The following is a 12,247-nucleotide window of genomic DNA, read 5'->3' as shown; positions in this document are numbered from 1 at the left end:
GGCCGAGAGTTCATCGGACTGTTCGTAAACGATCAGTTGCAGGGCTTTTGTCGAATGAATGACGGGGCTTCCCCTCAAATTGGTCCGAATACATATTGGCGAAAGCTGGTTCAAGGAGAATTAGGGGGCATTGGCCCGTTAGGCATTGACCGTTCTTTACGGGGGCAAGGATTTGGCCTTGATATTGTAAAGGCCGGGGCCAACGAGCTGATGAAACGAGGCGTAGATTCAATTGTCATCGATTGGACGCAGCTTGTCGCATTTTACGGAAAGTTGGGATTCACGCCGTGGAAACAATATCAAATGATGTCCAAACAACTGGAATCAGGAGGTGTCTGTTCTGGAACAAGTGTTGAATTTCCTCCAGAGAGAGATTGATGCCGGCGTGACGCCGGGGGCAGTGATCAGGGTTCGGCATCAAGGAAGAATTGTACTTGACCAAGCGCTGGGCTATAACTGTTTAGAGCAAGGAAAGACCAGGATGTCGAGCCGTCATGTCTTTGATATGGCCTCGCTGACGAAGGTCATGGTCACATTGCCCGCTATGCTGCAATTGTTCGCATCGGGTGAACTGTATTTACATGATAAAGTATCCACCTTTCTTCCGGCTTTCAGTGTTCATGGAAAAGACCAGGTGACGGTAAAACAGTTGCTGACTCATTCTTCCGGTTTGCCTGCCCACAAACATTATTTTGAAGAAAAGATGACGAAGGAGGAAGTGCTGGCTTCCATTTATCAGGAGAAATTAGCGTATAAGCCTGATACGGCAGTCGTCTATAGTGACCTTGGTTTCATTGTTCTCATGGAGCTGATTGAACAGCTGTCGGGCCAAAGGATTGAAGATTATGCGAAAGCACATATTTTCCGGCCGCTTGCGATGAATGACACGGGATACATGCCACAGTTTGAACGCGAGCGCTATGCGCCGACTGAGTTCGTAGCCCACTTGAATGATCATAAGTATGGCATCGTCCATGACGACAATACGGAATTCATGGGGGGCATCAGCGGCCACGCGGGACTGTTCTCAACGATGAACGATTTGGCTGTGTTTACCCAGATGCTGGAGGCGAACGGTCAATATGGCGGGCACCGAATCATCGATCGGAATTGGTTGGAACTTTCCCGCCGGAACTTTACACCATTCTCTGACGAAAGCAGAGGGATCGGCTGGCAATTAAAAGGGGACGGGGCAAGCCCGGCAGGCGATTTGCTGTCAGCCGGGACGTATGGGCATACCGGTTTTACAGGAACCAGCTTCTATATTGATCCACAAAGAGAACTGACGGTTATGCTGCTGACAAATCGCGTTTATTTCGGCAGGCATCCTCATATGATCCGGCTCCGTCCGAGATTACACAATTTGATAGCCGTACAAAAACAAGAGGGGGAGGGGCTTGCATGCGACTGATGATTGTCGGAGCACATTGTGGAGATGGAGAACTGCAGGCAGGAGCGATTGCGCATAAATACGCCAAAGCAGGCTGGCATGTTACGTTTCTGCATTTGACGGCAGGAGAAAAAGGAGCGCCGGCCCAGATGGATGTGAATGTCTACCGTGACCAGAAAATAAGAGAAGCGGAACAGGCGGCTGCCATTTTAGGAGGCAGCAGCATTACCCTTTCCCATCGTGATGCGGAGCTTACCTTCAATGAAGAGATTTGTAAGGAAGTGGCTGCCATCTTTCGGCGCGAGAAGCCTGAATTTGTCATCACTCATTGGGAGAACAGCATGCATCCAGACCATGCGCTTTGCCAGCGGATCGTACAAGATGCGTGGTTGAAAGCTGCTCTTCCCGGGTTTGAGCTGGAGGGACTGCCGCCTCATGGATTAAAGCGTGTGTTTCACAGTGAGAACTGGGAAGACATGGAGGGGTATGAACCGGATATTTACGTAGACGTGAGCGAATCGTTCGAAGCTTATTTAGAAGCGATTTCCTGCTATGATTTCGTGATAAATTCTTCGAGCTTCCGCTACTATGATTACTACAAAGCGCTCGGAACCGTGCGGGGCTGCCTCGCACGGGCGACGTATGCACAGACATTAAAAAATTCAAGAGGGCTTCATGTACGAAAAGAAGGAATGATTCCGGGTTTTCCGGTGTAAGGGGGAAAAATAAATGAGTTTAGAGAAAAAAGTCGGCCGATTGATGATCGCTGGATTCAAAGGGATCACGGTGTCCGAGGAGATTAAAAGCCTGATCCATGACTACCATATAGGCGGTATTATCTTATTCGGTCGAAACATCGGGACGCCAGAAGAGATTGCCCGTTTGACGAGCGGTCTGCAAGCGGAGGCGAAAAAAGCGGGCTATTCGGTACCTTTATTAATTTGCATTGATCAAGAGAATGGCGTCGTGCGGAGATTAGGTGAAGGTACGACCATTATTCCTGGAGCCATGCTACTTGGCGCAACGCAAGATTCCGCGAATGCGAGGAAAGCAGGCGCTTTGACCGGGAAGGAATTGAAAGCGCTCGGCATCAATTGGAACTTGGCGCCTGTTGTGGATGTGAACAATAATCCGAAAAATCCGGTCATCGGCGTACGTTCCTTCGGTGAAAATCCAAATCATGTTGCAGAGATGGCTGAACAGGCGATGGCCGGCATGCAAAGCGCGGGTGTCATGACGACATTGAAGCATTTCCCTGGCCATGGGGATACAAATGTTGATTCCCATCTCGATCTGCCTGTCATTGCTCATGATTTAAAACGGCTGCATGAAGTGGAGCTCGTGCCATTCAAGCGCTGTATTCAAGCAGGTGCCGATGCGGTCATGAGTGCCCATGTTTATTTTCCGGCTTTGGAGTCCGAAGCGAATACGCCGGCCACGTTATCTCGCCCTATTATTACCGGCTTGCTGCGGGAGGAGCTTGGGTTTCAAGGTGTAATCACAACGGATTGCATGGAAATGGATGCAATCGCCAAAGGGATTGGCACCGTGCAGGGCTGTGTCAAAGCCGTTCAGGCAGGCGTCGATTTTGTTATGGTGTCTCATCTGTTCGATTTGCAGAAACAAGCAATCCTTGCAATGAAAGAAGCGGTCCAAAACGGGAAGATTTCTGAACTGCAAATAGATGAATCGGTTGCAAGAATTGAAAAGCTTGTTCGCCGTTATGCCTCATGGGAGGAAGCGGAAAGTCCAGTTGTCCCGGATTTTGTCGGTTCTGAAGCGCATAAGATGGAAATGCGAAAGATTTATGAACGAGGGATTACCGAAGTTGGAAAGCAAGGAAAAGTGGTTCAACCTGGTGATCGGATTCTTCTTGTTTACCCAGCGAACGAATATGCGACGATGGTGGAAGATAAGCGTTACGCAACGGTGACGATGGGGCAAGAAATGCGAAAAGTGCATGAAAACGTAACTGATATGGAACTGAAGCCTGAGCAATTGGAAGGTCAGCTGGAGCAAATCGGACAGATGGCGAAAGACTATGACCATATTGTCGTGCTTACATTGAATGCCATCCAGCATGATACCCAGCAACGGCTTGTAGAGACATTGATCGCTTCAGAAAAACCTGTAGATATTGTCGCCATTCGTTCACCATATGACCTTTCACTCTTCGAAGGGGCAAATCGCATGATCTGCACCTATGAGTTTACAAAAACGGCATTTGAAGTCGTAGCGGCTGGATTAGTAGGCAAGGTGCAATTCAAAGGGAAATTGCCTGTTTCATTATCTTGAAATAAATTTTTAAATTTAGAATTTACTGTTGAAATTTAATTTCACAACAAGTAAAATGGTGGAAAGCGCTTTCATTACTAGATTGGGAGGAGGGCGATGCGATTGTGCGAGTTTGTGGAATGATGTCAGGTACTTCTCTAGATGGTCTTGATTTAGCGATTGTCGATTTCTCGATGCAGCCTGACCGTCTACAGTTCGAAGTGAAAAAGTTCGTGACAGTCCCTTATCCGGAGGAGCTCAGGCAAGAATTGCTCCGGTTGATGGATGCGCAGGCGCCATTGAACCGTGTTTCTGCTATGAACATGTACTTAGGCGATCTGTATGCCAGATTGCTAAAAGAGTCACTCCATGAATCAGATATCCAGTTGGAATCGATTGATTTGATCAGTTCACACGGCCAGACAATTTGGCATGAACCGTTTGTGAAAGGAGATGCGCCTTTTACGCATCCGAATACGATGCAAATCGGTGATATTGCCGTTCTGGCAGAGCGTGCAGGCATTCCTGTCATCGGCGATTTCCGAACCCGGGATATGGCGGCAGGGGGGCAAGGGGCACCGCTCGTTCCTTTCGCGGATCACTACTTATTCCAATCTGATACGGAAGGCCGAGTGCTCGTTAACATCGGGGGTATCGCAAATATTACGGTGCTGCCTCCCGGGGATTCAGGACTGGATGTAATCGCGTATGATACCGGTCCAGGGAATATGATCATCGATTCGTTCGTATCGAAGCATTCTGCTGGTGCCGTGAGCTATGATGCCGACGGCGGATTTGCAGAGAAAGGAACTGTCGATAAAACTTTCCTGCATCAGCTTCTCTCGGAACCTTATTTTTCGGCGCAACCGCCGAAAAGCACGGGCCGGGAATTGTTTGGGGCTGCCTATGCGGAACGCGTATGGACGGAAATGGAGCAACAAGGTATGGCGGATGAGGATAAAATTGCGACAGTTACGATGTTGACTGCCCATACGCTTGCTGACGAAATTACCCGGCATCATGACAAATACCGGTTAAAGACAGTCATCGTCAGTGGGGGAGGGGTGCATAATAAAACATTGCTAACCTTCTTGAAGGATCTTTTGCCGGAAGGACTGGAGGTCATGACCTCTGCCGAAGTTGGAATTGATCCAGACGCGAAGGAAGCATTCGTCTTTGCGCTTCTTGGCTACCTGGGGTTTCAGCGATTGCCAAATTCCTTGCCGTCCGCAACAGGAGCAAAACGGCAGACGGTGATGGGGAAAATCGCTTATTAAGAAAAGGGAAATGTTGTTTTATCAAACATCGGGGGGTTAATTGAATGAAAAAGATGTTAAAGAAGTCTGCACTCGCAGCAGCTTCCTTGGGCCTTGCCGCATCGGTTCTAGCCGGATGCAATGACAAAAAGGAAGCGGGCAACGCGGACGAATTCAAGGGGAAAATCACGATCTGGGATGGACCGAGATGGCCGGATGAAGAGGAAAATAAATTCCACTGGCTTGAAGCGAAGATTAAAGAGTATGAGGAAGCGCATGAGGGTGTGGAAATTGAACTTGTTCAAGTACCATGGGCTGAGATGGGCGATAAGCTCGGCGTGGCAATTGCCGGGAAGGCCTGGCCGGATATCGCGCCAGTCGACATTAGCGGCAGCGCGGTGAGCATTGACCATATCGAGCAAGGCGTCATCGAATCGATGGATAATTACTTAGATAAGAAAGAAAAAGAGGATTTCTACGAAAATGCATTGGATGCCTATACGTATGATGGGAAACTATACGGAATTCCGAATAGTATTACGTTGCACTCGATGCTGTTAAACTTGGATTTGTTTGAGGAAGCAGGCGTGGAACCACCGAAAGACGGCAATTGGACGTATGATGAATTCCTTCAGGCTGCAGAGAAATTAACATTTGACCGGGATGGGGACGGCAAGATGGATGTATACGGTTTCTCGACGTATATCCTGCCTGGCTATTATGAAGCATGGCCGTTCTTCTATAAAAATGGCGGCTCTCCGCTGAACGAAGATATGACTGAGTTTACTTTCGATTCACCGGAAGTCGTGAAGGCCATTCAAGATTTGGCCGATTTGAAATTAAAGCAGAAAGTCGCACCGGAAACACTGGGCGGCAATGATGTCGGTGGTACATTCCAAGCTTGGGCGAACGAAGAGCAGCGGACTGTGGCAATGGAGCCGTGGGCAACATGGGCGATTGGTGCTGCACAAGGCGCGTACCCGACTAACTTCGCAGTAGCTAACTATCCGACAGGCGACTCGAAGGAGCCTGTGACAATTGGCGGCGTAGGCGGCTGGGTTATGATGCATCAGGATGATGCGAATAAACGGGCAGCTGTTGCGGATTTCATGAAATTCATTTCAACTGCGGATGAGCAATATCACATGGCACAGCATTACGGCATCTTCCCGGCTCGGGTGAGTGCTGCGGAAATGGATCCGTTCAAGGATAACCCGCAGATGACAAGAGCAATGGAAATGTCCGATCAAGTCGTTATGCTGCCGCGCCATCCGGAGTGGAGAAAAATAGACGAAGCGATTCAAAATGAATTGCAACTCGTGTTCAATGGTGAAAAAACCGCTGAACAGGCGATGGCTGACGCTAAAAAAGCAGTCGACAAAATTATAAAGTGATCAAGCAAGCAGGCTATGCATCGCGTACGCCTGCTTCATCTTTAAGGAGGCGGAGTCTTCATGACGCAAATGCCGATGGGTGCTGTGCCCAAGAAAAAAGAAGAAAAGATGAAGCTGTTCAGAAAACCGAACAAAAACCTCTTCCGGCAAATGAAGAAAAATTATAGCGCGTACCTTTTCTTATTGCCAAAGCTCATTCTATTTACCCTCTTTGTAGCCATTCCAGTCGTTTGGGCTTTTATTCTATCGTTTCAAAAGTATAAAGTGTTCGGCAGCGAGTTTATCGGACTAAAGAATTACATAGAAGTCTTCCAAAGCGATGCGTTTTGGATCGCACTGAAAAATACACTCCTGTTTACAGTCGTTACCGTGCCATTCGGTGTAATCAGTGCACTCGTACTTTCAACGCTTATCTTTGAGCTGGGCAAACTATCTCAAAGTCTATTCCGATCCGCATTTTATTTGCCGACGGTCACATCCATGGTGATCATCGCGATGGTCTGGAGATGGATGTACAATTACGATTTTGGTTTGTTCAACTATGTACTTGGATGGTTTGGTGTTGGTCCGGTCAACTGGCTGGGCCAATCAAATACTGCACTTTGGGCGCTGATCATCATGCAATGCCTCATCCCGTTCGGGGTCGGCATCATCATGTACTTGGCATCCATGGGGTCCATCTCCCAATCACTCTATGAAGCGGCGAGAATGGATGGAGCAAGCAAGTTCAAACAATGGATCCACATTACGATCCCTTTACTGAAACCAACGACTTTGTATTTAGTGCTTCTCAGCACAATCGGTTCCTTCCAAGTTTTCACCCAAATTATCATGATGACGGGCGGGGGACCAGGCAGTGCGACGGAGACGCTCGTGCATCTTATCTATAAAACAGGATTCCGCGATTTTGATTTTGGATTGGCTGGCGCCCAGTCAGTCGTATTGTTTGTCATCATTCTCATCTTTTCTGTCATCCAGTTCCGGGTGCTTCGTCATGATGAGTGATTGGAGGATGGAAAATGAAGAAAAAACCACTAGATCGTTTAAATAAATTTATCATCTTTGCACTGCTCTCTATATTTGCAGTCGTTTCTCTGCTTCCGCTGTATTGGGTATTCTCCACTTCACTCCAATTGAGCAGCTATCAGTCCATGGATATGGAACGGCCGGTTTCCTATGTGGATTCCAATCCGCCAAAAATGTATCCGATGGGCATCCCACTTTACTTCGAGCATTGGAAAGGCGAGCGGGAAGCGAAAAAAGCTGGAGATGCAGAGCTCGAAGCATACCATCAGGCGCAGATGGACCATATCGTCTCGAACACATTTGGTAGCTTTAAATCGCTTTTCAAAAAACATGATGTTGGGAAATGGTTTTTCAACAGCTTATATATTGCGGTTGTTGTAACCGTCGGCATCCTGCTCATCGACTCCATGGCGGGATATGTGCTGGCGAAAAAGCGGTTTCCCGGCAGGAATCTGATCTTTTGGATTATCATCTCCACGATGATGATTCCAGGGCAAGTAACCCTCGTACCGTTGTTTATCATGGTCGGGAATTTGAACTTGATGGATACGCACTGGGCTCTGATTCTGCCTGATTTGTCTATGGTGTTTGGAGTATTCCTCATGAGACAGTTTATGTATTCCATTCCGGATGAATTGCTCGAAGCTGCGAAAATGGACGGGGCAAGTGAGTGGAGAACGTTTTGGACGGTTGTTCTGCCGCTAGCTAAACCAGGGTTAGCCGCACTCGGCATCTTTACATTTATGAACGTGTGGAACTCTTTCCTCTGGCCGATTATCGTCCTGAACACAGCGGAGTTGTACACATTGCCAGTAGGATTGAAAACGTTGCAAGACGCCAACTTGGCAAGTTTTAAATTGCTAATGAGTGGTGCGGCAGTCGCAGCGATTCCGATGATCATCGTTTTCATCTTGTTCCAGCGCTACTTCGTCCAAGGATTGACTCTTGGCGGGGTCAAGGAATGATGGCCGTTAAACTCGGAATTGACGTCTTTCTTGAAACACAAGTTGATGAAATCCGCAGCAAACGGATCGGCCTCTTGACGAATCAAACCGGCGTGAATGCCTCGCTTGATTCGACAATCCGGCTTTTCCATAATCACACGGACATCCATCTCACTGCGTTATTCGCGCCTGAACATGGGCTGCTGACGAATAAGAAAGAAGGAGAGAAATTCGGAGACAGCCGTCATCCGAGGGCAGGCGTGCCGGTCTTCAGCCTGTATGGTGAAACCAAAAGGCCGACGGATGAGATGATGGAGAAGGTCGATATCGTCATGATGGATATTCAAGATATCGGCGCCCGTTACTATACGTATATATACACCATGGCTTACATGATGGAAGCTTGTGCGCGGAAAGGCAAGCGGATGATCGTGTTGGACCGCCCGAACCCGATTGGCGGCACTAAGGTGGAAGGAAACCTAATTGCGCCCGATTTTACGTCGTTTGTCGGACTGTATCCGATTCCAAACCGGCACGGCATGACGATCGGGGAACTGGCAGCCTATTTTAATGAGGCATTCGCGATCAATTGCCCACTGACTGTTGTGGAAATGCAGGGGTGGAAGCGTGACAATATGCTGCCCGATTTGAATTTGCCATGGGTGCCGCCCTCTCCGAACGTCACATCCCTTGATATGATGCTTCTCTATCCCGGAACTTGTTTGCTGGAAGGGTTGAATATATCGGAAGGACGGGGGACTGCGCAGCCTTTTGAAATGCTGGGAGCTCCATTTATTGACGGAGAACGGCTGCAGGATGCGGTAAACGAACTGGGCCTGCAGCATGTAAAAGCTAGGGCGGCTGTTTTTACGCCAACGTATCAAAAATACGCCGGAGAAGTGTGCCAAGGCATCCAGCTGCATGTGCTGGATAGAAGAAATATCGATCCGGTGAAGACAATGGTGCAAGTTCTTAATGTGTTGTTCAAACTGTACCCAGACGATATTTCGTTTTTAGAATACGGTTCATTAAAACATCCGATGTTTGATTTGCTGGCAGGCAATTCCACGTTGCGAAACGGATTGAGAATTGGTGACCCAGTGGGATATATCGAGGAATGTATGGAAGGAACAAAGCAATTTGTAGCGGACAGAGAACGATACTTACGTTATAGATAGGAAGGCGGAGCGATGGAAAAGATATCGAAACTGATCACTGAAGAGAGTAATCCGAAGACGGTGGACCTGGATGAGATGTCGATTCGGGAAATGATTACAGTCATGAATGAAGAGGATATGACAATTGCTTTGGCTGTTCAGCAAGTGCTGCCTGAGATTGAGAAGGCAATCGTACATGTGGTGGAGGCATTCAAGAATGGCGGCAGGCTCATTTATATTGGGGCTGGAACAAGCGGACGAATCGGTGTCATGGATGCGGTTGAATGCCCGCCGACATTCAGTACGCCGCCAGAGTTGGTGCAAGCTGTACTGGCAGGCGGCCCTGGTGCGATGTACCATGCAGTGGAAGGCGCGGAAGACGATGAGTCGCTCGGCGCGGCTGATTTGAGGGACCTGAATCTTGCAACAAATGACGTCGTGATTGGCATCGCCGCGAGTGGCAGGACGCCTTATGTGAAAGGTGCCCTGGCCTTTGCCCAATCCATTGGGGCATCAACGATCAGTCTGACGGGGAACGCCAATTCTGCAATCAGCGCGCATGCGGATGTGAAAATTGAAGTGATCACTGGTCCTGAAGTTGTTGCTGGCTCAACAAGGCTCCGTGCAGCAACCGCCCATAAAATGGTGTTGAATATGATCTCGACAACCGCGATGATGAAAATCGGCAAAATCTACAAAAACCTAATGGTCGATTTGAACGCGAGCAATTTCAAATTAAAAGAGCGTGCCAAACAAATGGTGTGTACGATTACAGAAGCACCGTATGAGCTTGCGGAAAAAACGCTTGAAACGACTCGTTATAATGTCAAACAGGCGATTGTCATGATTCTTGCGGATGTTTCGGAGTCGGAGGCTCTGGAATTAATTGACCGGTCGGAAGGTTTTGTGAAAAGAGCAGTCGCTCTGGCATCAGCAGGTGAAACCCGATGACAGTCTTTCGCGCTTTTAAGAGCGGTGATGAGAGGGATATCGTCTCTTTATGGAATGAAGTCCTGGCATTCGACCCAATTACGCCGAAGCGTTTTCGAAATCAAGTGTTGCTAGATGCGAATTTTGATCCGGACGGATTGATTATCGCGGAGCAAAATGGAGAGGTGGCAGGAGCGCTTCTTGCTATTCGTCGGAGATTGCCGATGAGCGGAATAGATTTGGAAAAGGGGACCGGCTGGATCACGTTCTTTATGGTAAAACATGATCTGCAAAGGGAAGGTATCGGACACGGAATGATGGACCGGGCGGTTCGATTCCTAAAGAACAAGGGAGTGGATAAAGTCTTTTTCTCTTCCTACGCACCCAATTATTTTCTCCCAGGCATCGATCCGGCCCGTTATTCTACGGGTTATGAGTTTCTGAAGAAAGAAGGATTTCGCCGCCTTTATTCGCCAGTTGCGATGCATCGGAGCTTGGCGGAATACACGTATCCCGAAGAGGTCAAAGGGCTGAAGGAAATTCGCGAGAAGGAAGGCTACACTTTCGAGAAAGTTAGTGACGGGGATTTGTATGATCTGATTCTTTTTGCAAACGAAGCTTTCAATCCGGACTGGGGACGCGCTATTCGGGAAGGGCTTTTGCAAGGGATTGATTCTTCACAAATTATGATTGCTAAAAGGACTGGTAAAATTGTCGGCTTCGCGATGTTTGGCGGATATGAGATGATCCGGGAGCGGTTCGGGCCATTTGGTGTCAGTGAAACAGAACAAGGCAAAGGACTTGGAAAAATCCTATTGCATGAGATATTGTTTTCAATGAAGCAACTGACCATTCAAGGGGCTTGGTTCCTATGGACAAGTGAAACGAGTTCAGCAGGGCACTTATATAGAAAAAATGGATTTACCACATACAGAACCTTTGAAGTGATGATAAAAGAGTTGACTTGATCGTAAAGGCGGGCTGATGGAGATGGCACAAACGAGTGGCGGATTAGTATTGGTGAAAGAGATGAGGGAAACCCTCCCGCCGTCTGAGCAGAAAATAGCGGATTACATTCTGGAAAACCCGCAAGATATCGTGTCCATGACCGTCACAGAGCTGGGAGAAGTATCGCAAACAAGCGGAGCTGCGGTGACAAGGCTATGCAAATCGTTGAGGCTGAAAGGTTTTCAAGACTTAAAGCTAAGGATCAACGGGGATTTGGGGCGGAAACTGGAAATAACAAATCGCGATATCCAGCCGAATGAACCGGTGGAAGCGCTAATGCAGAAAGTGACAGATCATGCGGTGCATACGCTGCTGGAAACTGTGGAGCTGCTCGACAGTGAGCAACTGGAACGGGCGGTTGAAGCGATTGTCCAGGCGAAGAACATTCACTTTTTCGGTGTGGGCGCTTCGGGTATTCCGGCACTAGACGCCCAGCAGAAATTTCTTCGCATCCATAAACCGTCGACAGCGAGCACCGATCTCCATATGGGTGCTACCATCATGGCGAACGTCAGCGAAGAAGATGTGGTGGTCGGCATCTCGTTTTCCGGAGCCACCTTCGAAGTGGAAAAAATCATGGAGCTGGCAAGCCTAAACGGTGCAACCACAATCAGCATAACCAAATATGGACAGACGCCCATCTCGGAAATAAGCGATATACAGTTATACACTTCGCCAACCCGTGAAGCGAATTTCCGAAGCGGTGCAACATCTTCCCGGCTTGCCCAGCTGCACGTCATCGATATGTTATTCATGTCTGTCGCGTCCAGACAATTTGATACGACCATCACTTATTTGGATGCGACCCGTGAGGCGATTGAGGAGATCCAAAGCCAGACATTTCGCCGTAAAAAGTAAGAAAGGGTGA

Annotated in this window: 12 protein-coding genes; all 12 read left to right on the top strand. The window is 48.3% G+C overall.

What is annotated here, in order from left to right; all coding sequences use genetic code 11:
- Window positions 1–378: GNAT family N-acetyltransferase (locus tag NCCP2222_RS14300; protein ID WP_248513021.1), on the top strand; the 378-nt coding region annotated here is incomplete at its 5' end.
- Window positions 332–1,411, top strand: coding sequence for a serine hydrolase domain-containing protein (locus NCCP2222_RS14295; protein WP_248513020.1), 1,080 nt, complete (start codon window positions 332–334; stop codon window positions 1,409–1,411). The genes NCCP2222_RS14300 and NCCP2222_RS14295, both read left to right, overlap by 47 nt.
- The gene (locus NCCP2222_RS14290) at window positions 1,402–2,106 is read left to right on the top strand and encodes a PIG-L deacetylase family protein (RefSeq protein ID WP_248513019.1); all 705 of its coding nucleotides are present in this window, start codon (window positions 1,402–1,404) and stop codon (window positions 2,104–2,106) included. Before NCCP2222_RS14295 ends, NCCP2222_RS14290 begins: the two co-directional genes overlap by 10 nt.
- Before the next feature lie 13 nt (window positions 2,107–2,119).
- Window positions 2,120–3,685: a beta-N-acetylhexosaminidase gene (gene nagZ / locus NCCP2222_RS14285; protein ID WP_248513018.1), complete on the top strand. Its 1,566-nt coding sequence runs from the start codon at window positions 2,120–2,122 to the stop codon at window positions 3,683–3,685.
- Window positions 3,686–3,789: 104 nt separating this feature from the next.
- Window positions 3,790–4,941, top strand: a complete 1,152-nt coding sequence (locus tag NCCP2222_RS14280; protein ID WP_248513017.1) for an anhydro-N-acetylmuramic acid kinase — start codon at window positions 3,790–3,792, stop codon at window positions 4,939–4,941.
- A 44-nt stretch (window positions 4,942–4,985) separates the two neighbouring features.
- A complete protein-coding gene (locus NCCP2222_RS14275) occupies window positions 4,986–6,314 on the top strand; it encodes an ABC transporter substrate-binding protein (RefSeq protein ID WP_248513016.1) in 1,329 nt (442 codons plus the stop codon).
- 60 nt (window positions 6,315–6,374) lie between these two features.
- Window positions 6,375–7,319 (top strand): carbohydrate ABC transporter permease, encoded by a 945-nt coding sequence (locus NCCP2222_RS14270; RefSeq protein WP_248513015.1) that lies wholly within the window; start codon window positions 6,375–6,377, stop codon window positions 7,317–7,319.
- Window positions 7,320–7,333: 14 nt separating this feature from the next.
- Window positions 7,334–8,305 carry a carbohydrate ABC transporter permease gene (locus tag NCCP2222_RS14265; RefSeq protein ID WP_248513014.1) on the top strand — a complete coding sequence of 324 codons (972 nt, stop codon included), beginning with the start codon at window positions 7,334–7,336 and terminating at the stop codon, window positions 8,303–8,305.
- Window positions 8,302–9,462 (top strand): exo-beta-N-acetylmuramidase NamZ family protein, encoded by a 1,161-nt coding sequence (locus NCCP2222_RS14260; RefSeq protein ID WP_248513013.1) that lies wholly within the window; start codon window positions 8,302–8,304, stop codon window positions 9,460–9,462. The genes NCCP2222_RS14265 and NCCP2222_RS14260 overlap by 4 nt, the downstream gene beginning before the upstream one ends.
- Before the next feature lie 12 nt (window positions 9,463–9,474).
- Entirely contained in the window at window positions 9,475–10,392 is a 918-nt protein-coding gene (gene murQ / locus NCCP2222_RS14255) for an N-acetylmuramic acid 6-phosphate etherase (protein ID WP_248513012.1), read from the top strand.
- Window positions 10,389–11,339, top strand: a complete 951-nt coding sequence (locus NCCP2222_RS14250; protein ID WP_248513011.1) for a GNAT family N-acetyltransferase — start codon at window positions 10,389–10,391, stop codon at window positions 11,337–11,339. Before murQ ends, NCCP2222_RS14250 begins: the two co-directional genes overlap by 4 nt.
- A gap of 22 nt (window positions 11,340–11,361) precedes the next feature.
- A complete protein-coding gene (locus NCCP2222_RS14245) occupies window positions 11,362–12,237 on the top strand; it encodes a MurR/RpiR family transcriptional regulator (RefSeq protein ID WP_248513010.1) in 876 nt (291 codons plus the stop codon).
- The last annotated feature ends 10 nt before the right edge of the window (window positions 12,238–12,247 follow it).

It is taken from the genome of Sporosarcina sp. NCCP-2222, assembly GCF_023168145.1.
Classification (GTDB): domain Bacteria; phylum Bacillota; class Bacilli; order Bacillales_A; family Planococcaceae; genus Sporosarcina.
The sequence above is the reverse complement of the archived record's forward strand: the minus strand, read 5'-3'. Positions and strand labels throughout refer to the sequence as shown.

What these genes read in the sequence shown, in the direction of transcription:
- NCCP2222_RS14265 (WP_248513014.1), top strand. Translation starts at nt 7,334, where the DNA reads ATGAAGAAAAAACCACTAGATCGTTTAAATAAATTTATCATCTTTGCA.
- NCCP2222_RS14290 (WP_248513019.1), top strand. Translation starts at nt 1,402, where the DNA reads ATGCGACTGATGATTGTCGGAGCACATTGTGGAGATGGAGAACTGCAG.
- NCCP2222_RS14245 (WP_248513010.1), top strand. Translation starts at nt 11,362, where the DNA reads ATGGCACAAACGAGTGGCGGATTAGTATTGGTGAAAGAGATGAGGGAA.
- NCCP2222_RS14270 (WP_248513015.1), top strand. Translation starts at nt 6,375, where the DNA reads ATGACGCAAATGCCGATGGGTGCTGTGCCCAAGAAAAAAGAAGAAAAG.
- NCCP2222_RS14275 (WP_248513016.1), top strand. Translation starts at nt 4,986, where the DNA reads ATGAAAAAGATGTTAAAGAAGTCTGCACTCGCAGCAGCTTCCTTGGGC.
- NCCP2222_RS14250 (WP_248513011.1), top strand. Translation starts at nt 10,389, where the DNA reads ATGACAGTCTTTCGCGCTTTTAAGAGCGGTGATGAGAGGGATATCGTC.
- murQ (WP_248513012.1), top strand. Translation starts at nt 9,475, where the DNA reads ATGGAAAAGATATCGAAACTGATCACTGAAGAGAGTAATCCGAAGACG.
- nagZ (WP_248513018.1), top strand. Translation starts at nt 2,120, where the DNA reads ATGAGTTTAGAGAAAAAAGTCGGCCGATTGATGATCGCTGGATTCAAA.
- NCCP2222_RS14260 (WP_248513013.1), top strand. Translation starts at nt 8,302, where the DNA reads ATGATGGCCGTTAAACTCGGAATTGACGTCTTTCTTGAAACACAAGTT.